At 73.6% G+C, this 20,090-nt stretch carries 22 protein-coding genes; 7 read left to right on the top strand and 15 right to left on the bottom strand.

Features of this window, described 5'->3' with window-relative positions; translation table 11 throughout:
- Positions 1 to 42: 42 nt before the first annotated feature.
- The 3 genes from ABZ815_RS48295 to ABZ815_RS48285 are packed head-to-tail and all read right to left on the bottom strand — an operon-like array spanning position 43 to position 2,151.
- Positions 43 to 1,215 carry an MFS transporter gene (locus tag ABZ815_RS48295; RefSeq protein ID WP_357708921.1) on the bottom strand — a complete coding sequence of 391 codons (1,173 nt, stop codon included), beginning with the start codon at positions 1,213 to 1,215 and terminating at the stop codon, positions 43 to 45.
- Positions 1,212 to 1,466, bottom strand: coding sequence for a Chromate resistance protein ChrB (locus tag ABZ815_RS48290; RefSeq protein ID WP_357708919.1), 255 nt, complete (start codon positions 1,464 to 1,466; stop codon positions 1,212 to 1,214). The genes ABZ815_RS48295 and ABZ815_RS48290 overlap by 4 nt, the downstream gene beginning before the upstream one ends.
- Before the next feature lies 1 nt (position 1,467).
- The gene (locus ABZ815_RS48285; RefSeq protein WP_357708917.1) at positions 1,468 to 2,151 is read right to left on the bottom strand and encodes a TetR/AcrR family transcriptional regulator; all 684 of its coding nucleotides are present in this window, start codon (positions 2,149 to 2,151) and stop codon (positions 1,468 to 1,470) included.
- Positions 2,152 to 2,204: 53 nt separating this feature from the next.
- Here ABZ815_RS48285 and ABZ815_RS48280 point away from each other — a divergent pair, with 53 nt between their 5' ends.
- Entirely contained in the window at positions 2,205 to 3,320 is a 1,116-nt protein-coding gene (locus tag ABZ815_RS48280) for an NAD(P)/FAD-dependent oxidoreductase (protein WP_357708915.1), read from the top strand.
- Between the two features lie 11 nt (positions 3,321 to 3,331).
- Here the strand turns inward: ABZ815_RS48280 and ABZ815_RS48275 are convergent, their stop codons facing one another.
- Positions 3,332 to 4,360 (bottom strand): P1 family peptidase, encoded by a 1,029-nt coding sequence (locus tag ABZ815_RS48275; protein WP_357708913.1) that lies wholly within the window; start codon positions 4,358 to 4,360, stop codon positions 3,332 to 3,334.
- Between the two features lie 93 nt (positions 4,361 to 4,453).
- On the opposite strand from ABZ815_RS48275, the gene ABZ815_RS48270 reads away from it, so the two are divergent.
- Positions 4,454 to 5,269, top strand: coding sequence for an aminoglycoside phosphotransferase family protein (locus ABZ815_RS48270; protein WP_357708911.1), 816 nt, complete (start codon positions 4,454 to 4,456; stop codon positions 5,267 to 5,269).
- Between the two features lie 7 nt (positions 5,270 to 5,276).
- Here the strand turns inward: ABZ815_RS48270 and ABZ815_RS48265 are convergent, their stop codons facing one another.
- The 4 genes from ABZ815_RS48265 to ABZ815_RS48250 are packed head-to-tail and all read right to left on the bottom strand — an operon-like array spanning position 5,277 to position 8,287.
- Positions 5,277 to 6,026 carry an SDR family oxidoreductase gene (locus ABZ815_RS48265; RefSeq protein ID WP_357708909.1) on the bottom strand — a complete coding sequence of 250 codons (750 nt, stop codon included), beginning with the start codon at positions 6,024 to 6,026 and terminating at the stop codon, positions 5,277 to 5,279.
- A 59-nt stretch (positions 6,027 to 6,085) separates the two neighbouring features.
- The gene (locus ABZ815_RS48260) at positions 6,086 to 6,484 is read right to left on the bottom strand and encodes a MerR family transcriptional regulator (RefSeq protein WP_357708906.1); all 399 of its coding nucleotides are present in this window, start codon (positions 6,482 to 6,484) and stop codon (positions 6,086 to 6,088) included.
- Positions 6,481 to 7,065, bottom strand: a complete 585-nt coding sequence (locus ABZ815_RS48255) for an NAD(P)H-dependent oxidoreductase (protein ID WP_357708904.1) — start codon at positions 7,063 to 7,065, stop codon at positions 6,481 to 6,483. The genes ABZ815_RS48260 and ABZ815_RS48255 overlap by 4 nt, the downstream gene beginning before the upstream one ends.
- 34 nt (positions 7,066 to 7,099) lie before the next feature.
- Positions 7,100 to 8,287: an ROK family protein gene (locus ABZ815_RS48250; RefSeq protein WP_357709003.1), complete on the bottom strand. Its 1,188-nt coding sequence runs from the start codon at positions 8,285 to 8,287 to the stop codon at positions 7,100 to 7,102.
- Between the two features lie 230 nt (positions 8,288 to 8,517).
- Between ABZ815_RS48250 and ABZ815_RS48245 the strand changes: the two genes are divergently transcribed.
- Positions 8,518 to 9,366 (top strand): hypothetical protein, encoded by an 849-nt coding sequence (locus tag ABZ815_RS48245; RefSeq protein ID WP_357708901.1) that lies wholly within the window; start codon positions 8,518 to 8,520, stop codon positions 9,364 to 9,366.
- The gene (locus ABZ815_RS48240; protein ID WP_357708899.1) at positions 9,324 to 12,029 is read left to right on the top strand and encodes a PQQ-binding-like beta-propeller repeat protein; all 2,706 of its coding nucleotides are present in this window, start codon (positions 9,324 to 9,326) and stop codon (positions 12,027 to 12,029) included. Before ABZ815_RS48245 ends, ABZ815_RS48240 begins: the two co-directional genes overlap by 43 nt.
- Before the next feature lie 70 nt (positions 12,030 to 12,099).
- Here the strand turns inward: ABZ815_RS48240 and ABZ815_RS48235 are convergent, their stop codons facing one another.
- Complete coding sequence (locus ABZ815_RS48235; protein ID WP_357708897.1) at positions 12,100 to 12,753, bottom strand: class I SAM-dependent methyltransferase; 654 nt, start codon at positions 12,751 to 12,753, stop codon at positions 12,100 to 12,102.
- A gap of 104 nt (positions 12,754 to 12,857) precedes the next feature.
- Between ABZ815_RS48235 and ABZ815_RS48230 the strand changes: the two genes are divergently transcribed.
- On the top strand, positions 12,858 to 13,619 hold the full coding sequence (locus ABZ815_RS48230) for an alpha/beta hydrolase (protein WP_357708895.1): 762 nt from the start codon (positions 12,858 to 12,860) through the stop codon (positions 13,617 to 13,619).
- A 10-nt stretch (positions 13,620 to 13,629) separates the two neighbouring features.
- Here the strand turns inward: ABZ815_RS48230 and ABZ815_RS48225 are convergent, their stop codons facing one another.
- Positions 13,630 to 15,117, bottom strand: a complete 1,488-nt coding sequence (locus ABZ815_RS48225) for an MFS transporter (protein ID WP_357708893.1) — start codon at positions 15,115 to 15,117, stop codon at positions 13,630 to 13,632.
- A gap of 104 nt (positions 15,118 to 15,221) precedes the next feature.
- Between ABZ815_RS48225 and ABZ815_RS48220 the strand changes: the two genes are divergently transcribed.
- Complete coding sequence (locus tag ABZ815_RS48220) at positions 15,222 to 16,064, top strand: helix-turn-helix transcriptional regulator (RefSeq protein ID WP_357708891.1); 843 nt, start codon at positions 15,222 to 15,224, stop codon at positions 16,062 to 16,064.
- Between the two features lie 120 nt (positions 16,065 to 16,184).
- Here ABZ815_RS48220 and ABZ815_RS48215 read toward each other — a convergent pair whose 3' ends face one another.
- The 4 genes from ABZ815_RS48215 to ABZ815_RS48200 form a co-directional block, all read right to left on the bottom strand.
- Complete coding sequence (locus tag ABZ815_RS48215; protein ID WP_357708889.1) at positions 16,185 to 16,529, bottom strand: PRC-barrel domain containing protein; 345 nt, start codon at positions 16,527 to 16,529, stop codon at positions 16,185 to 16,187.
- A gap of 86 nt (positions 16,530 to 16,615) precedes the next feature.
- On the bottom strand, positions 16,616 to 17,053 hold the full coding sequence (locus tag ABZ815_RS48210; RefSeq protein WP_357708887.1) for an SRPBCC family protein: 438 nt from the start codon (positions 17,051 to 17,053) through the stop codon (positions 16,616 to 16,618).
- Positions 17,054 to 17,159: 106 nt separating this feature from the next.
- On the bottom strand, positions 17,160 to 18,038 hold the full coding sequence (locus ABZ815_RS48205; protein WP_357708885.1) for an AraC family transcriptional regulator: 879 nt from the start codon (positions 18,036 to 18,038) through the stop codon (positions 17,160 to 17,162).
- Positions 18,039 to 18,056: 18 nt separating this feature from the next.
- Positions 18,057 to 18,401, bottom strand: a complete 345-nt coding sequence (locus ABZ815_RS48200; RefSeq protein WP_357708883.1) for a VOC family protein — start codon at positions 18,399 to 18,401, stop codon at positions 18,057 to 18,059.
- A 204-nt stretch (positions 18,402 to 18,605) separates the two neighbouring features.
- On the opposite strand from ABZ815_RS48200, the gene ABZ815_RS48195 reads away from it, so the two are divergent.
- Positions 18,606 to 19,820: a serine hydrolase domain-containing protein gene (locus tag ABZ815_RS48195; protein ID WP_357708880.1), complete on the top strand. Its 1,215-nt coding sequence runs from the start codon at positions 18,606 to 18,608 to the stop codon at positions 19,818 to 19,820.
- On the opposite strand, the gene ABZ815_RS48190 is transcribed toward ABZ815_RS48195, so the two are convergent.
- The coding region (locus tag ABZ815_RS48190; protein WP_357708878.1) for a hypothetical protein at positions 19,813 to 20,090 on the bottom strand (278 nt) is incomplete at its 5' end. The two genes, ABZ815_RS48195 and ABZ815_RS48190, sit on opposite strands and share 8 nt — an antisense overlap.

The following is a 20,090-nucleotide window of genomic DNA, read 5'->3' as shown; positions in this document are numbered from 1 at the left end:
TCACATGGCCCCTCAGGGGGGCCGGCCGGGCTTGGCGGGCGGTCAGGTGGTGGGGGAACGGCGGAGGGTGAGGGCGATGAGCGGGCCGACGGCGAGCAGGATCGCGAGGGCGGCGTAGCCGTAGGTGAGCGAGGCGAGGGTGGCGACGCCGGCCACGAGCAGCGGGCCGCCCGCGTCGCCCAGCTCCCGGCCGAGTTCGGCGGCGCCCATCGTCTGGCCCATGCGTTCGGCGGGGGTGCGGGCGGCGAGGGCGGCGAACCCGAGCGGGGTGATGAGCCCGGTCCCGGCCCCGATCAGTACGGCCGCCGACAGGATCCCGGTCAGACCGGGCAGCATCGCGCAGGCCAGCCCGGCCGCGGTGACCAGCAGCCCTGCCAGCAGGCCGGTACGGGTCCCCAGCCGCCCCGCGTCGAGGGCCCGCCCGGCCCTGGGCTGCACGACCGCCGCGCACGCCGCCAGGACGGACACCGCGGCGCCGGTCGCGACCGTGCCGAGACCGGCGACCCTGCCGGACACGGGCAGGAACCCCACGCCGACCGACAGCGCGGCGGTGGCCCCGGCCAGGGCCGCGGTCGGGACGAGGAACGCCGGGTCGGCCAGGCGCCGCGCCAGGTCCAGCACCGTCTGGCGGGCCTTGGGCAGCGGCGGCACGGCGGGCACGGCCAGCGCGGCCCACACGGCGACGGCCACGCCCAGCACCGTCAGGACGGCGAACAGCAGCCGCAGCCCGCCGGCCCACACCAGCACGCCGCCCAGCAGCGGGCCCAGGGTGTAGCCGATCGACTTCCAGAAGCCGTAGCCGCCGAAGGCCCGGCCGAGCTTGGCGGCGGGGTTGAGCCTGGCCACCAGCGCCGAGGCCGACGGTGAGAACGCCGAGGCCGCCGCGCCCTGGCCCAGGCGGGCGGCCCACAACCAGCCGGGGCTGTCGGCGACGACGTACAGGGCGGAGGCGATCGCGAAGGCCACCAGGCCGCCCAGCAGCACCGGACGGGCGCCGATCCGGTCGGCGAGGCTGCCGAACAGCGGCTTGAGCAGCACCTCGGCGCCGTCGTACAGGGCCAGCAGCGCGCCGAGGACGAGCAGCGAGGTGACCGCGTCGCCGGAGAACCCGCCGAGGTTGGCGGCGATGCCGTGCGCGCCGAACGCGGTGGTGAACCCGGCGGCGTACAACGGCCACATCCGCCGCCCCGACACGGCCGACACCGAAGGCGTCATCGCCCGCCCCCCAGCGCCTCACGCGGGGTCGCCCGGGACGTCTCGGGCGCCCCCGCGTCGTGGTCCGTCGCGGGTGGCGGTTCGTGGAGGGCGGTGAAGACGCGGTCGGCGTAGTCCTCGCAGACGGCGGCGCACTGCCGGAGTCTCGCGGACGCCTCGGCCGCCTCCGGGGCGCCGAAGACGTCCCGGGCCGCGTCGAACAGCGCCCGCAGGCGATCGTCGTCCTGCCGTGCGCGTCCGGCGGCGACCATCCTAGAGGCCGAACTTGGCGGCCACGGCGTCGAGGACCCAGGCCAGGCCGGTCGCGAAGGACTCATCGGCGTCCACCTCCGTGCCGTCGTGCACGAGCCTGGCCAGCGAGGGGAAGCGGCCCGTGGCCAGCATCCTGCTCACGTGCGGGCCGCGGGCGCGCTGCCAGTCGAGCTCGGACAGGCCCGTGGCGCGCTCGGCCCGCAGGCCCGCGACCTCGCGCCTGATCGCGCCGGTGGTGTACGCGCTGACCGTCTCCACGGCCCGCATGACGGTGTCGAGGTCGGCGACGCCGTCGAGGGCGGACAGCATGCCCTCTGTCGCGGCGAGGGCGTTGGGGCCCAGGCTCGGACGTCCGCCGAGCAGGTCGGCCAGCCATTCGTGCCGGAGGGCGGCCCGTCTGATGCGGTCGGCGTGGCCGCGCAGCGCCTCCCGCCAGTCGCCGGGCGGCTCCTCGGGGAGGATCTCGGCGTAGACCTCGTCCACCATGAGGTCGAACAGCTCCTCCTTGGTGGACAGGTAGCCGTACAGGCGCATCGGGCCGACGTCGAGCCGGGCGGCGACCTTGCGCAACGACACCGCCTCCAGCCCGCCCTCGTCGGCCAGCGCGACGGCGGCGGCGACGATGCGCTCCCGGTCGAGCGGCGCGGGGCGGGTCGGCGGCTCCGGACGGTCCCACACAGTCATGGATACATCGTAGTGTTGCGATACGGTGTATCGAGGAAATACAGTGTATCGACATGAGACATCGTATCGCTGTCGTGGGAGGCGGCCCCGCCGGCCTCACCTTCGCCCGCGTCCTGCACCGACATGGCCATCCCGTCACCGTCCTCGATCGCGATTCGTCCCCTGGCGCCCGTTCTCCGGGCGGCACGCTGGACCTGCACGAAGGGATGGGCCAGCGCGCGCTGGACAAGGCGGGGCTGCTGGCGGGGTTCCGGACGCTGTCCCGTCCGGAGGGACAGGCCATGCGCATCCTGGACACGGACGGGACCGTCCTGCGTGACTGGCGACCCCGTCCGGATGAGCGGGCCAATCCCGAGATCGACCGCGGGCAACTCCGTGACCTGCTGCTCGGCCCTCTGGACGTCCAATGGGGGCGGGGTGTCACCGAGGTGGTGCCCGGCACCCGGGACGGCGTGCTGGTCCGCTCCGCGGACGGGCGGCAGGAGGCGTTCGACCTCGTGGTGGGCGCGGACGGCGCCTGGTCCCGGGTCCGCGCGGCGCTCTCGTCCGCGACGCCGCGCTACACCGGCGTCACCTCCGTCGAGACCTCCCTGGACGACGTCGACGCCCGCCACCCCGACCTCGCCCGCCTGATCGGCGACGGTTCCTTGGCCGTGTACGGCGTGAACCGCGCCGTCGTCGCCCAGCGCAACAGCGGCGGCCACGTCAAGGTCTACGCCCAGTTCCGCGCACCACTGGACGCGGCGGACCCGGCCGATGCCGATGCCGAGGCCGTGCGGTCGAGCCTGCTGGCCCTGTTCGACGGGTGGGCCGCTGCCGTCCTCGATCTCCTCCGCCACGGCACCACGTTCACCCGCCGCCCCCTCTACGTCATGCCCGTGGCCCACACCTGGGACCACGTACCCGGGGTGACGCTGCTGGGCGACGCCGCCCACCTGATGCCCCCGCTGGGCCTGGGCGCGAACCTCGCGATGCTGGAAGGCGCCGAGCTCGCCGAGGCCGTCGCCGCAAACCCCGGCGACGGGGACGAGGCCGTCCGCGCCTTCGAGCAGCAGATGTGGGCACGGGCCGCCAAATACGCGAAGATCACCGCGGCCGGTCTGGAACGCCTGGTGAGCCCGGACCCCGCCGAAGCCCTCGCCCTCTTCGACGAGCTCCAGCCGTCCTGACCGCCGAACGGCTACCCGACCGGCTCTCCGGGCACCGGCTCCAGCAACCGGTCGTACGGGACGGCATGGCTGGTGCGGCCGCGCACGCCGGTCGTGGTCGTCGCGGCGAACAGGGAGTTGAGCAGCGCCTCCTCGACCGAGTCCATGACCGCGGCGAACACCGGGTTCAGCCTGGCGTCGGGCAGGGCCGGGACCTGCGGTGACGCGGTGCTGAAGGCGATGGCGTAGTCGCCGCTCCCGTGGGAGTACGACGCCCCCACGCGGCCCATCGCGAAGATCGCCCGCCGGGCCAGGCGGGCGAGCTGACGGGCGTCGAGCGGCGCGTCGGTGGCCACCACGATCATGCAGGAGTTGCCGACCGGCTCCTCGTTCGCCACCCCCGGGACGAGTTCCTCGACCGGCATCGGGACGCCCCGCACGGTCAGCACGCCACCGAAGTTGGACTGGACGAGCGCTCCGACCGTGACCGGAACGCCGTCCACCACCGGCCGCCGGGACGAGGTGCCGATGCCCGCCTTGAAACCCAGCGCCGTCGTCCCGGTGCCCGCCCCCACGCAGCCCTCCGCCGGCAGCCCGCCGGACGCCCCTTCCAGCGCGTCGAGCACGTGCCGTTCGGTGATCGGGCGGCGCCGGATGTCGGACAGGAAGCCGTCGTTGGTCTCGCCCACGACCGGGTTGAAGGAGATCCCCTCCGGGTTGCCGTCCATCAGATAGGTGACCAGCGCGTCCGCCGCCCGGAACGCCGACAGCGTGGCGGTCAGGACGACCGGCGACTCCAGCACGCCCAGTTCGTCGATCTGGGTCGAGCCGACCAGCTTGCCGTACCCGTTGCCGGCGTACACGGCCGCGGGCAGCCCGCGCCGTTCGGCGGTCAGCTGCCGGGGAACGATGGCGGTGACCCCGGTGTGCAGCTCGGCGCCGTCGTCGAGGGTGGTGTGACCCACCAGGACGCCTTCGACGTCGGTGATCGCGTTCAACGGCCCGGTCGGCATGTCGCCGACGACGACGCCCAGCTCGCGCGCCCGCGCGCGACCGCTCATGGATGAGGAGAGGAAATTGTCCATAATGTTCCCATTGTCGCGGCTGCGCCCGGCCGCCGCGCGAGGTGCCACCGTAAGGGGCGACGCGGGCGTATGACGGGCCGATGCACCCACGACCTGGAGTTCCACGACGACGTCGTGACCAAGCGGTACGCCTCGTGGGGACGAGGAGAACCGCACCGGGAGTGGACAGCCCTCACCCTGCTCGCCGAGCACGCCCCCGGCCTCGCGCCCACCCCTGTGGAGGCCGCGCTCGACGCCGATCCGCCGATGATCGTGATGACCCGGTTGCCCGGCCGCGTCCTGCGCGGCGAGGACATCACCGACGAGCAGATCCAGGCGATGGCGACCGCCCTCGACCGGCTGCACCGGGTCCCGCGCCGGGTGGTGGACGCGGTCGAGCCCGCCCCCTGGGGACCCGCCGCGGCCGTCACCAAGGCTCGCGCCTGGGCCGGCAGGCGGCGTGACCTGGGCGAAGAGCCCGTGGTGCGGGAGGCGTACCGTGCGGGTGTCGCCTGGCTGGCCTCCGCGGCCCCCGACAGGCTCCTGGCCGGGTCTCCGGCGCCCGTTCTAGGGGCGGCTGACGGCAACCTCGCGAACTACCTGTGGGACGAGCACGAGCGTCGCGTCCGGATCGTCGACTGGGAGGACTCCGGCCGCAACGACCGTGCCTTCGAGCTCGGTGAGCTGTGCGAGCACATCTCCCACCTCGACGGCGCCTTGGACGCGCGGCGGCTGCTGTCCCGGGTCGGCCTCGCCCCGCGGGAGGCCGAGCGGGTCAGGGACTTCCGCCGCCTGATCGCGCTGGGCTGGTTCCTCCAGCTCGGTCCCGGTGGCCCGGCGACGCCGCACAACCCGGCGGGTGCCCTGGAGACCCAGGCCGAGAGGGTTCTCCGGCTGCTCGGCTAGGGTGCCGTCAGAGCAGGGTGCCGCCCGAGGCGTCCAGCCAGTGGCCGGTCACCCAGCGGCTGTCGTCGCCGGCCAGGAACGCGACCGCGTCGGCCACGTCCGCGGGGGTGCCCACGCGGCCCATGGGGGACAGCGACGACAGCCAGGCCAGCGCCTCCCCGACGAGCCTGCCCTGATGCATGTCGGTGTCGATGACGCCGGGAGCCACGGTGTTGACGGTGATCGCGCGTGGGCCGAGCTGCTTGGCCAGCGTCGAGGTGAGCACGTCGAGCGCGCCCTTGGACATGGCGTAGCTGATGGACTGCGGCATCGCCGAGCCGCGGGTCAGCATCGTGGAGATGTTGATGATCCGGCCGCCGTCGCGCAGCCGGGGCAGGGCGTGCTGGGTGACGAAGAAGGGGGCGGTGGCGTTGATCGCGAAGATCCGCTCGAACTGCTGCCTGGTGACGTGCTCGATGCCCGGCTCGTCATTGAGCACGCCGGCGTTGTTGACCAGGATGTCCAGCCGGTCGGCGCGGGCGTCGAAGGCGCCCCACAGACGTTCGGCGTCGCCGGGCGTGCCCAGTTCGGCCCGCAGGGCGAACGCCTGCCCGCCGGCCGCCTCGATCGCGGCGACGGTTTCCGCGGCGGCCTGCTCGTTGCCGCCGTAGTGGACGGCGACGCGCGCGCCGTCACCGGCCAGACGCCGGGCGATGGCCCGGCCGATTCCCCTGCTCGCGCCGGTGACGAGCGCGGTCTTGCCATGGAGGTTGCGCATGATGTGTCCTTCTGCTTGCAGCGTGCGAGGCGGTGAACTCGGCCACGGGGGCCGGTGGATCAAGGGGTGTTCTGGAGGAAGCCCAGGGTGGCCAGGTCGTTCACGGTCGTCTGCAGCGCGTCGATGCGGGCGCGGCCGATCCGGACGAGTTCCTCGCCCGCGGCGACCCACTGGTCGAGATCGCGGGAGAGCGGCGGGATGCCGGCGAGGATGTCGGCGCTCTCCTTGAGGGTGATGCCGACGCGCTGGGCGGCGAGGGCGAGCCTGATCCGGCAGACCGCGTCGACGGTGAACCGGCGGGCGTTGCCGCTGGTGCGGTGGCCGCTGATCACGCCGTAGCGCTCGTAGAAGCGGACGGCGTTGGGCGTCACCCCGGCGGCCTCGGCCACCTGCCCGACCGTGAGCGAGGCCGCGCCCGCCTCCAAGCCGGCGTGGTCGGCGCCGGTCGGCTCGTTCACCGTCGGCCGGCCAGGTCGGGGACCCTGATGGGACGCAGCGCCCGCGCCCACGTACGCAGCTCGCCCATCATCAGGTGCAGCGCCTGCGCCGAGCCCGGCGGAGGGACGAAACGGCCGTCGGCGTCCAGGTTCTCCCATGGCATCGGGAGCAGCACCGACTCGCGGACCGTGGTGGCCCGCAGTTCGGGGAAGACCGCGCGCAGCTGCTCCACGGCCCTGATGCCGCCGGAGGCGCCGTACCCGACGAACGCGACCGGCTTGTAGGCCCACTCGGTGAAGTGCCAGTCGATCGCGTTCTTCACCGGCGCGGGGAAGCTGTGGTTGTACTCCGGGACGAGGAAGACGAATCCGTCGGCGTTCGCGAGGATGCCGCCGATCGGGGACGCGGCCGCTCCGCCGGGCTGCAGCTCGTGCATCGGCAGAGCGACCGCGGCCAGGTCGATCAGGTCGAGGTCGAGCCAGTCGATCGTGGTGAGCTCGCGCTCCAGCCACGCGGCGAGCGGGTCGGCCATTCTGGGCGTGCGCACGCTGCCGATCACCACGGCGATCCGGAGGCGGGCGTCGGTGATGTTCTCCGTCATGGCGACGACGCTAGAGGTTCGCCTATGGGTGAACTCAAATCGCCGGCCCACGTCGGGTGGCCAGGGTGTTGAGGGGGTCGTCCAGGAGGCCGGCGAAGGCGAGTTCGGCGGCGCCGGCGAGCGTGGTGTCGTCACCCAGGGCCGCCACGGCCAGGCGGACGCGTTCACGCGACACCGGCAGGACATGCGCGTCGATCCGGGCGCGGACGCGTGGCGCGGCGCCCGGGTAGACGTCGCGGAGCATGCCGCCGAAGACCACGAGCGCCGGGTTGAACAGGTTGATGAGGTTGACGACGCCGACGCCGAGCCAGTCGCCGACGCGGTCCAGGGCGTCCCGCGCCCGGGCGTCACCGGTCCCGGCCAGGGTGACGACGGCCCGGATGCCGTCGCGTCCGATGAGGCCGTCGGAGCGTCGCGCGTAGTCCAGCAGCGCCTCTTCCCCCACCTCGGCCTCCAGGCAGCCGCGCGATCCGCACAGACAGGGCCGCCCGTCGAACGGGTTGACCAGCATGTGCCCGAGTTCGCAGCCGTAGCCCGAGTCGCCGTCCAGGAGTTCGCCGCCGACGATGATCCCGCCGCCGACACCGACGTCCCCGTGCAGGTAGATGAGGTTGTCGACGTCGCGTCCCGCGCCGCGTACGTGCTCGGCGACCGCGCCCAGGTGCGCCTCGTTGCCCACCTCGACGGGAAGCCCGAGGCCGAGCCCGGCGGCGAGTTCCGGGCCGAACGCCTGGTCCACCCAGCCGAGGTGCGGCCCGTACCGGACGGTGCCGTCGGCACGCCTGATCAACCCGCAGTACGAAGCGCCGACCCCCACGCACGACGCGCCGGGATCGGCCCCGGCGACCAGTTCGCGGCCGAAGGCGGCGAGGACTCGGACGACGTCCTCCAGGTCGGCCCCGGCACGGGCGCGTACGGCCTCGCGGCGGTCGAGGACCTGGCCGCCGAGCCCGACACGGGCGGCGAGCAGCCGGTCCACGGCCACGTCGAAGGCGAGCCCGTACACCGTCCCCCGCTCGGGCATGACGACGATGGACGGCCGCCCCGCGCGGCCCCGCCCGGTGGGAACCCCTTCGCGGACGAGCCCGGCGGCGGTGAGCTCTGCGGTCAGGTCCATGATGGTGCTGCGGTTGAGGCCCATCCCGCGGCCGAGCGCGGCCCGCGACACCGCGCCGTCCTTGTGGACGCGTCGCAGCACCTCGCTCAGGTTCCGCTGCCGCATCTGCTCCTGCGTCCGCGCGCCCGCCGCCGCTCCCGTCACCCCGGCCAGCCTAGGACCTGTTCTCACGCGATCACAGCCTGAAAAAAGATCGACTTTTCGCGAAATATACGGCTGTTAGTCGCGTACCACGCGCTTGGAAATTCGATGCGGAATTCGCCGACAGGGCGGTTGAGCAGCCGTCCCATCAGCTATACATCAGCTGCCGCACTCCGCCGATGAAGGGGACGCCCATGGCCAGAGCGCGCCAGAAAAAGCGTGCCACCCCCGTCCGTACGGAGGAGGCCGGAAAGTGGAAGGCCGTGCGGACGTGGCTGGCGGGCATCCTCAGCGCCGTGATCGTCGCGGCGATCGGGGTCGTGTTCACCGCCTGGTTCAACGCGCGCGGCTCCGACACCGTCGGCAGCATCAGCGGCGAGCCCCCCGTCAAGGTCGGCTACGTGGCCGTCGAGTACGCCGCCCAGGACACCACCCTGCGGGAGCCGGTGACCGACCCCGCCGACCGGGCCGTCCTGCTGGGCGGCGCGTCCGGCTCGCGGCGCGACACCGTCATGGCGAGCCACGACTGGGCCCCGCTGGAGAGCGCGGAGGTCACCGTCGTCCTCGTCGGCAACCGCAGCAGCCTGCGCATCGTCGACGTCCGGCCGCGCGTCCTCGACCGCAGGCCGATCTCGGACGGCGCGCTGTTCGTGTACACCCCCGCCGGAGAGTCCCCGGCCGTCGAGCTCGCCGCCGACCTCGACCAGCCCGCCCCCCGCTTCACCACCCCCGAAGACCCGGACACCTCCTACTTCAGGAAGAAGCAGATCGACCTCAAGCAGGACGAACGAGTCACGCTCTCCATGACGGTCACCGGCACGGCCGCCTACTACGCCTTCGACCTGCTGGTCACCGTGCTCGCGGGGGACCGGACCGAGCAGCTCACGATCCAGGGGCCGGACCGTACGCCGTTCCGGGTGACCGGCACCTCCGACACCTACCGCGCCTACTACACCACCTCCCCGCTCGGCGGCTGGCGGCCGATCTCCAGGAGCGAGGCGTGCGCGATCGAGCGGAAGCTCGCCAAGGCCGGGCAGTGCTGACCGCGGGCGGGTACCGGTCGGCGGCGACGCTGCTGGTGGTCATCCTGGCCACCTGCTCGGCAGGGGCCGACGTGACCGGGGCCGGTCGCGTCCCCGTCGAGTGGCGGGCGGTGTGGTCGGTGCCCGTCGAGGCCGGGCACGGCGTCATGGCCCAGGAGGCCCGCGGTCACGCCGTGTCCGACCGGGCGGTCGCCGTGGCGACGCGGCAGGGCGACGTACGGATCCACGACCCGCGAACGGGAGCGCTCCGGCTCACCGTCCCCGCCGGTGGGGCCCGGCCCCCGTCCGTCACCGGCGTCTGGCTCGCGGGCGGCACGCTCGTCGTCGCCAGAGGCGAACCGGACACCCCCGAGCAGACCCTGTACGGCCACGACCTGGCCACGGGCGCGCCCCTGTGGCGGCGCCCGATCACCGTCGCCCTGCGTCAGCCCCGGCTGGACGAGGCCGGCCACTACCGCGGCCCGCGGATCCTGGCGACCGAACACGGCATCGTGGTGTTCGAGCAGCCGGACGAACCCCTCCAGATCCTGGCCCTCGAAGCGCGGACCGGCACGGCCACGGCCCGTTCCGCCTACCCGCCGGGCTGCCGGCTCACCGGCGCCGCGACGGCCCGCTCGGTGTGGCTGCTCAGCCACTGCCGGGACGGCGCACTGCGGCTGTCCTCGATGGATCCGCGCACCCTGCGGCAGGGACGGACGCGCCCGCTGCCGTCGTCGTCCGCCACGACGAAGGGCGGCGGCCCGTCGATCGAGCTCACGGCCAACGCCCAAGGGTACGTGCGGGCCAGGGCGGCCGACGACGACTTCTTCCTCGGCCCCGACGGCCGCCTGCTGTCCAGCCGTTCGCAGGCCGTCAGGGTCACCCCGCCCGGCCGCCGGGCGGCGCCCCTGTACGCCGGCCCCGCCACCATGCGGCCCGCCCCGCGATCCTGGCCGCTGCCCGCCTACCTGGTCTCCGTGGACCCCGTCAGCGGAGAGCCCGGCGGCCTGCCGATCGACCTGCCCGCCGGCCTGGTCTCCTTCGCCGGGACGAGCCAGGGCCTGGCCTTCGTGTTCAGCGACGTCCCGGGGGACGGGCGGCTGACGGCGTACCGGCCGGTCTATGGGACGGTACGCCCGCAGACCGCCTGGCCGGACGCCTGCGGCCTGCTGACCGGGCGCGACCTGGCGGCGTACGCGGACGGCTACCGACCGGCCCCGGCGGCGGACGGCACGGCGCGCTGCGACTGGATACCGCGGGCCGACGACGGCGCCGTCGTCTCGCTGTCGGTGGAATGGGTGGCGCCGTCGGAGGAGAGCGCGCGCAGGCTGTACGCCGCCGAATCCGCCACCGTCAGAGCGGCCAACCCTGTCGACCCCACCACCGAGGCCCCGGGTTTCCTGTCCTACACGGTGGACGCGACGGACGGCTTCTACGGCGCGACGCTCGTCAACGTGGGGCCGGCCGTCGTCCGGCTGACCTCGTCGTCCCGGCAGGCGGTGCGGTTGTTGTCGCCGGTGCTGCGCGACCGTCTGCTGGCCCGGTACCGGCCGGGCGTCCGTGTCCCCGTCCCGGTGGGCGAACGCGGGTGGAGCTTTCCGACGGACGCGGCCATCCGTACCGAACCGGTGGTGACGGGCGGCGTCGTCTACGCGTCCAGCGCCGACGGCACGGTGTCCGCGCTGGACGCCGCCACCGGTGCGGTGCGCTGGCGCCGTCAGACGGGCGGGCCCGTGGGGGAGAACCACGTGGTCGCGCACGGCACCGTGTACGCGGCCTCCCGCACGGGCAGCCTGGTGGCGCTGGACGCGGCGACCGGCCGCCCCCGCTGGAGCCGCAGGATCGGCGATCCCGTCGGCCTCGTGGTCGCGGCGGGCCGCCTCTACCTGTGGACCCGCCGTCCCGCCTGGTCCTCGAAGGCCGAACTCGTGGCGCTCGACGCCACCTCCGGCAGGCGGTTGTGGAGCTTCGAACCGGCGGGCGACCTGCTGGCCCCCAAGCCCGTGTCGGCCGGGGACGTCGTCCTCACCGGCGACGACCACGGCGTGATGTACGCCCTGACCCCCGCCACCGGAACCGTGGAACGGCGGTGGCGGCTCGGCGGGGGACACGACCGCGTCCTGCTGCGACGGTCGGGCGCGACCGTCTACGTGGTGAGCGGCAGCGGCGACGTGAACGCCGTGGACGTCGCCTCGGGCGAGGTCCGATGGAGGTCCCGGATCCCCGGCCCCGTCTCCGCCCCTCCGGTGGTGACCGGCGGGACCGTCTACCTGGGCGACGACCGGGGCACCACGCACGCGCTGGACGCCGCCACCGGCGAGCGCCTGTGGAGCTTCGAGGCCAGGGGCGACCGGCCCATGTACCACTGGAACGTCGCCGTGTCGGACGGCCTCGTCCACACCGTCGGCCGCGACTGCACGCTGTACGCGCTCGACAGGGGCCGGCCACGCCGGCGGCTCCCGCTGCCCGGCGGCTGCGGGACCGGCCCCGTGGCGGCGGGCGGCGCCGTCCACGTCTCCGGCGGCGACGGAACCGTGTACACGCTCGACCCCGCCACCGGCGCCGTGCGGTCGAGGTTCCGGACCGGCGGCGCCGTCGAGACCGTCCCTGTCGTGGCCGACGGCTTCGTCTACCTCGGCGCCTCCAACGGAAACCTCTACGCCCACCCCACGTCGGCCCCCTGACGGGCGTCCGCCGCCGGTGGGACGGGTCAGCTCGAACAGTCGTCGGCGGGGCGCCCGCGGGCGCGTGCGTCTAGTCTGCGGCGGCGGGGGTCGCGGCGCGCATCAGGAGATGGCCACGACGGAAGCGTTCGTCCTCCAGGGGCTCGCGCAGCATCCGTCCCACCTCGACGAACTCCTCCTTGCGGGCCAGATCGGCCAGGTCGTCGATCGGCCACCGGTAGGCCGGCGTGACCTTGTGGTCGAACTCCGTCACCGGATCGCCCTCGGCCTCGAAGAAGCCGAGCAGGAGGTGGCCGCCGGGGGCCAGCACCCGGCGGAACTCGGCGAAGTACGCCGGCAGCTCCGCCGGCGGGACGTGGATCATGGAGTACCAGGACACCAGGCCGCCCAGCTCGCCGTCGGCCACGTCGAGGGCGTCCATCGAGCCGAGCTCGAAACGCAGGCCGGGGAAGTCCCTTCGGGCGATGTCGAGCAGCGCGGGGGACAGGTCGATGCCGAAGGCGTCGAGGCCGAGGTCACGCAGGTGGGCCGTCATGTAGCCGGGGCCGCAGCCGGCCTCGACGACGGGCCGGGGTCCTGTGGCCCGTACGAGCTCGGCGAACACGGAGATCATCGCGCGATCCAGCGGCAGGCGGGCGAGCGAGTCCCGGGCGAGATCGGCGTACAGCTCGGCGACGGCGTCGTAGGCGTCGGCGGTCGTGGTGAGGTAGGAGGATTCGGCCATGGCGGACGACTGTAGCCCATCGGCCGGCCGATCAACGGCCGTCGACGCGTTGCCGTATCCTGTGAACAAAAATCCAAATAGTTCACACGGATATGGATCTCCCCATGCTGAACGACCTGCCGTATCTGTCGGCCGGCGAAGGACCACCCCTGATCGTCCTGATCTACACCCCCGAAGCGGCCAACCCGACGGGTCTGACGCGCTGGTCCACGATGCGCATGGTGCGGCCGTTCACCTCGTACTTCACCGTGTACGTCGTCAACCGCCCGCCGGGGCTGCCGCCGACCACGACCATGGCCGACCTCGCCGCGATCTTCGCCCAGGCGATCAGGACCACGTTCGAGGGCCCGGTGGACGTGCTGGCCCTGTCCACCGGCGGATCCATCGCCCTGCAACTCGCCGCCGACCATCCCGGCCTGGTCGACCGCCTCGTCCTGGCGGGCACGGCGTGCACCCTCGGCCCGGCCGGCAGGCGGGCCCAGCGCGGCTACATCGAACGCGCCCGCCAGGGCAGGCGGCCGAGCCCGGCGCTGGCCGAGATCGTCACCGAATCGGCGCTCGGCCGCGTCCTGCTCAAGGGCCTGCTCTGGCTCTCGGACGGCGGCCGCGCCGACCGCACCGACGCCGTCACCGTGCTCAACGCCGAGGACGGCTTCGACCTGCGCGGACGCCTGCACGACATCAAGGCGGCCACCCTGCTGATCCAGGGCGCCGACGACCTCGTCTACCCGCTCGACCTGGCCCGGGAGACGGTCGACGGCATCCCAGGCTCCCGGCTGACCGTCTACCCCGGACGGACCCACAGCGGCACCTTCACCGACAAGCGCTTCGCCCCCGACGCCCTCGCCTTCCTGACGGACAGGTGAACGAGCCCCCTCACAGCCCCGGACTGACCGGACGCAGGCCGTTCCGCACCGGCGCCGGCCGGAGGGCGACGACGCCGAGCACCACGTGCAGGACGCCGGCCACCGCCGCCGCGACGTGCAACCCGGTGACGAAGGCCGTCTTGGCCTGCGTGACCGCCGCCGGCACGAGGGCGGGGAGCTGGAGGGTCCCGTCCAGCGTGGGGGCCAGGTCCGGCCCCTGGAGCCGGAAGACCAGGGCCGCGAGCGAGCCGAGGAGCGCGATGCCGAGCGCGTTGCCGATCTCGTTGCTGGTCTCGGCCAGCGCCCCCGCCGCCCCGGCCCGTTCCGGCGGCACGGCCCCGACGGCGGTGTCGGCCACGACACTGAACGAGATCCCGTAGCCGACGCCCGCGACGACGGTCGAGGCGACGTACCAGCCGACCCCGCCCGTGACGGCCGTGGGGAGCAGGACCAGCAGCCCCGCGGCGATGGAGAAGTGGCAGACGGCGAGCGCGGCACGCTTGCCGACGCGTTCCACCACGAAGGGGGTGACGACGCAGGTGACGGTGAGCACCACCGCGCCGGGCAGCGCGAGCAGCGCCGCGTGCAGCACCGGCAGGCCGAGCACCGACTGCAGGTAGACACCCGACAGGTACGCCGTCGCCGACCACGCCGCCAGCGGCAGCAGCCCCGTGATGATCGCCACCGTGAACACCCGGTCGCGGAACAGCGAGAACTCGATCAACGGGTGCGGAAGGCTCCGCTGCCTGCGGCCGAACCACACCAGCAGCCCCACCCCGGCCGCCCCCGCGACCACCGGGACGATCGACGGACCTTCCGCGGCGGCGTTCTTGAGCGCGTAGATCGTGAGCAGGAGGCCGGCCGCCGAGGTCACGACGCTGGGCACGTCCACGCGGCCGGCACGCGTCGTGCGCACCTCGCGGAGCAGGACCGGCGCGAAGATCAGGAACAGCGCGATGACGGGCAGGTTGATCAGGAAGACCGCCCCCCACCAGAACCGTTCCAGCAGGACGCCGCCCGCGATCGGCCCGACGGCGAACCCGGCCGCGAACGCCGCGGCGAAGACGCCGATGGCCTGCGCCCGTCGCCGCGGGTCGGCGAACAGCTCGCTCAGCACGGCCAGCGCCGACGGCAGCAGGGTGGCGCCCGCCACCCCCATCAGCGCGCGGGCCGCGATCAGGAGCTCGGCGCTGGGCGCGAACGCCGCCGCCGTGGAGCCGACGCCGAACACGGCGGCGCCGATCAGGAGCAGCCGCAGCCGCCCGTACCGGTCGCCGAGGTTGCCGAACGTGATGAGCAGGGAACCGACCGCGAAGCCGTAGATGTCGAGGGTCCACAGGGCCTGGTCGGCAGTCGGCGTGAGGGCCTGGCTGATCCGGGGCATCGCCAGGAACAGGATCGAGCCGTCCATGGAGACCAGCAGGACGGGCCCGAGGATCACCAGGAGGCCGAGCCAGGCCCGCAGGCCCGGAGGAGTGTGCGTGTGCTGTCGAGACATGGGGCCGACACTCGGGCAGGACGCGCCCGGCAACCATCCCCCTGGCGTGGGTGCACCCAGCAGGTGTACCCACGGACCCGACCGGTCGGCCTAGGCTCGACGGTGTGGAGAGTCTCGGAACGTTTCTGAAGAGCCGTCGTGACCGGGTCACGCCCGCCGCGATCGGGCTGCGTACCTTCGGGACGGCCCGCCGAGTTCCCGGGTTGCGGCGTGAGGAGCTGGCGCAGCTCGCCGGGGTGAGCGCCGGGTACTACACGCGTCTGGAGCAGGGGCTCGCGGAGACCGCCTCCGAGCAGGTGCTCGACGCCCTCGCGCGGGTGTTGCGGCTCGACCGGATCGAGACCGTCCACCTGCACAACCTCGCCCGGCAGCCCTCCCGCGCCCGGCTGTCCCGGCCGCCCCGCGAGGAGCCTCATCCGCGGGTGCTCGCGCTTCTGGAGTCGCTGAAGGAGACGACGCCGGCGGTCGTGCTCGGCCGGCGTGGGGACGTCCTGGCGTGGAACCGTACGGGTCGCGCGCTGATGGGCGAGCACCTGCCGTTCGAGGCGCCTTGGGATCCGGAGAGCCGCCCGTCCATGCCGAGGATGTTCTTCCTGGACCCGCTCTTCCGCGACCTGCACCGCAACTGGGACGAACTCGCCCGCATCCACGTCGCCTACCTCAGGCTCACCGCGGGCCGCTTCCCCACGGACGCCCGCCTGGCCGAGCTGATCGGGGAGCTCACGATGCGCAGCGACGAGTTCGCGACGTTGTGGGCGGTGGGCGAGGTCGCCGACTGCACGGTGGGCACGATGCGCCTGCGGCATCCCACGGTCGGCGCCGTCAGCGTGGACTACCAGGTCTGGCTCCAGCCCGACAGCCCGGACCACCGGGTCGAGATCTACACCCCGTCCGACCCACCCTCCGCCGACGCCCTCCACATCCTGACCCACCAGACCACCCCGTGACCCTGTTGGGATGCCCCTCGGGGGCCCGCCGGGTGCGGAGGTTGTGGGGCCTTGACAGCCTCCGCGGTGCGTGTCGCGTCCGGCGGGCGGCCCCGAACGGGTCACCCGGGTCGCCGGGGGTCAGATGGTGCCGTTGAAGCGGTTGTAGTACGCGCCCACCTCGTCGCGGTGGGCGTCGTCGTTGTATGTGGCGTCCTCGTCGAACTTCGGCGAGTCCTTGATCTCCTGCTTGGTCCGCGCGAGGTGGACCTTGCGTTCCTGCGGGTCGATCCGCGTGACGGTGCCGGCCGGCAGCACGACCTTCTTGCCGAAGATCCACGGGCCGGTGTCGACCACCAGGTAGCTGTCGCCGACGGTGTGGCTCGTCTCGTCCACCGACCCGATCGAGCCGTCGGTGGCCTCGACGTCGAAGCCGACCACGTCCAGTGTCTTGTCGCCGTAGACGTCGGAACCGTAGCTCCACATGTCCTGAGACAAGGCGTTTCCTCCTGATGATCTAGAGTACGTTGCCCACCCACTCTTCCCGGATCAGCCTCGGCAAACATGGAATCTCAGCTCGTCGTGCGGGCGGCGTACGTGGCGAGGCCGTCGGCCATGCCCCGCAGGAAGCGGGTCAGGTACCAGCGCCAGAACCCCCCCGACAGCGGCAGCTTCGGCTCGAAGACGGCGGACCAGGTGATGTCGGTGCCGCCGCCGGCGGTCGGGGCGAGCTCGATCGTCCCGCGGTAGGAGCGGAACGGGCCGCCCAGGTTGTCGTAGACGAACCGCCGGTCGGGGACGAGCTCGACGATCCGCTCCCGGGAGACGTTGCGCCCGGTGCGGAAGACCCTGGTGTCCCCGGCCCGCTGCCGTGCCGCCGGATCGCCGCCCTCGACGTCGGCGGAGTCGATCGGCGACCATGACGGCCAGGTGGCGGCGTGGGTGAGCGCCGCGAAGACGGCGTCGGGGGCGGCCTGCGAGCGCGCGGTCACGGCGAAGGAGTACGGCATGAGCCCCAACGTAGGGACCGGCCGCGTCCGGGGGCCATGCGCACGATTGCCGACGATCGATCGGTTCTTGCGGTCCGGGGCAGGCGCGCGGTACGCCGGCAGGCGATCAGTGCTTGCGGTACGCCGACGGCCGTACGCCGGTCTGCCGCAGGAAGGCCGCCGACAATGCGCCCGGACTGGCGAACCCGCACCGCCCGGCGATCTGCTCGACGCTGAGGGACGTGGACGACAGCAGCCGCCGCGCCTCCTCGATGCGCAGCCGCGTCAGGTACCGGTGGGGCGTCAGGCCGGTCCCCTCCCGAAAGACCCGGACGAAGTGGTACACGCTGAGATGCACCTCGGCCGCGATGACGGCCAGCGTCAACGGCTCGGCCAGCCGCTCGGTCATGATGGCGACGCCCGCCCGGACGGCCGCGTGCTCGGGGCCGGGCAGACGTTCGGCCCGGCCCTGGGTCAGCAGGTGCGTCACGAGGAAGGCGGCGGCGGACTCCGCGTACAGGTCGCCCGCTCCGGCGCGGCCCGGCAGCGCGCGCAGCAGTTGCTCGACGACCGGGTCACCGGCCGCCAGCGCGGCGGCCGACGCCTCGAAGTCGGGTTCGCGACCGCCCAGCGCGTCGGCGGCCCGCCGGACGGCCCCCGCCGGGACGTGCACCTGGACGGTGCTCAGCCCGGCCCCCGCCCGGTAGCCGATCGACCCGGCGCGGCCGGGGACCATGAGCTCCAGCCGCCCCGGGACCCAGCGCCGCCGGACCGGCCGGCCACCGGACCGTATCCGCAGGTCGGCGCTCCCCGCCACGCAGAGCACGAGATGCAGGTCGGACACGGCGGGCAGGGGGAGGTGGTCGACCTCGGGCGCGTGCCGGAACGTCTGCACCAGCAGTGACCGCCAGCCGGCGTCGTCCCAGCTGTTGTACGTGTGCCGCACGTACGCCGAGGTGTCGAGGCCGGCGTAGGGCGCCAGATCGAAGTCGGCGGAGTCGAACACGTCCCGAGCCTAACGGGATCATCGTGGCGGGGCCTCGGCGAGCGAGAGGCTGTTGCCGTCCGGGTCGAGGACGTCCACGTGGCGCACGCCGTTGCCGTACGTCTCCACGGGCCCGTGCTCGATGCCGTGCTCGGCCAGCCGGGCCAGGATGTCGTCGAGGCCGGTCACGCCGAACGTGATCATGGTGCCGCCCACGCGCGCGGCCCGCATGTGCCGGTCGTCGACGACCACCCAGGCGTTCTCGCCGACCTGCCACAGGTGCTCCTCGCCGACGATCTCGTCCGCCGGACGGCCGAAGAACGCCTCGTACCACTTCTGCGCCGCCACCCGGTCGCGTACGCACACCACGCTGTACAGATCCACACGGACCACTCCTTGCTGTCGTTCCGTGAGGAAAGACCTCGCCCGCGGCCGGAACTCATCGGCGGGCGGCGGCTGACAGCGGGATGTGTGCGGTTTGTGAGCGAGGGGCCGGAGGGTGGAGGCGTTCGCGTCACCCAGCTCAGGAGGAACCGGTTCATGTACCCATGTGATGTCCCGTCCCGTCGTGCGGCGCGGCCACGGTGGTTGCGCGCGTTCACGGCCGCGGTGCCGGTCGGGAGCCTGGCCGTCGCCGCGCTCTTCCCGGCCGCCGCGACGGCCCGGCCGGCCGGGGACGACCCGCGGGCCCTGCTGTCGCGCCTGGCGCGGGACGTGGTGGCGGCCGGGGCGCCCGGCGTGATCGTACGGGTCGACGACGGCCGCGGGCGGCCCGTCGAGATCGCCGAGCAGGCCGCCTGGACCGCACGCGACCACGTGCTCAAGGCCGGGGACGAGTTCCGCATGGGGTCCAACACCAAGACCATGGTCGCCGTGCTCGTGCTGCGACTCGTCGCCGAGGGCCGGCTCGCCCTGACCGACCCGGTGGACAAGTGGCTGCCCGGCAAGGTGCCCGGTGGCGGGACGATCACGCTGCGCATGCTGCTGAACCACACCAGCGGCCTGTACGACTACACCGACGACCCGGCGCTCCGGGCCTCGATGCTCGGCAGGGACCGGCGGCGGTGGACCCCGGAGAAGCTGCTGGCCGTGGGGGTGCGACACGCTCCGCTGTTCGCGCCCGGCGCGAAGTGGTCCTACAGCAACACCGGCTACGCCGCGCTCGGCGCCGTCCTGGAGAAGGTCACCGGGACGAGCCTGGCCGACCTGCTCAGAGACCGGATCGCCCGGCCGCTCGGCCTCGATCACACCTATTACGCCACCGGCCCCGCCTGGCGCGGCCCCCACGCCCGCGGTTACGAGCCGGACGCCGCCCACCTGCCGTCCGCGGTGCCCGCCGCGTTCCGGCGGCTCGCCGGGCCGCGCCACGACGGCCACGTGGACGTCTCCGGCCATGACCCCGGGTGGGGCGGCCCGGCGGGGGCGGTGGTGTCCACCACGCGCGACTGGTCCCGCTTCCACGCCGCGCTCATGTCCGGCGAACTGCTGCCCGCCGCCCAGCTCGCCCAGCTCCGCACCACCGTGCCGATGGACCCGCGCGAACCGGACGGTCCCGGATACGGGCTGGGCATCCAGACCGGCGCCCATCCGTGCGGCACGTTCTGGGGCCACGACGGCGGCATGCCCGGCTACCTGACCACCAACCTCACCGACCGAACCGGCAAGCGCACGGCGACCGTCCTCATCAGCGCGGAGTACTGGGCCGAGTTCGGGGGCGACCCGAAGGTGGCCAAGGCCGCCCAGGCGCTCCAGATGGCCGTGACCTGCACGATGTTCGGCAAGCCCGTGCCCGGTGCTAGCTGAGCGGCGCGGCGAAGACCGCCGTCACCAGCCCCTCGGCCCCGGCCCGCGACGCCGCCGCACCGTCCGCGTGCGCGGCGGCGAACCCGGCGGCGCCCAGCGCTGCTTCCGCCTGCCGGGCGAGCCGCCGCGCGTCGGCGGCGCCGGTGCCGGTCCAGCCGCCCAGCACGGTGGCGGCCCCGAGCAGCCGTCCCGCCCGTTCCGGGCGATCGCGGCACAGCTCGATCGCGGCGGCCACGACCGCGGTCGCGGCCGCGACCGGCGGGTGCCAGG

It is taken from the genome of Nonomuraea sp. NPDC047529, from assembly GCF_040642995.1.
Taxonomy (GTDB): domain Bacteria; phylum Actinomycetota; class Actinomycetes; order Streptosporangiales; family Streptosporangiaceae; genus Nonomuraea.
The sequence above is the reverse complement of the archived record's forward strand: the minus strand, read 5'-3'. Positions and strand labels throughout refer to the sequence as shown.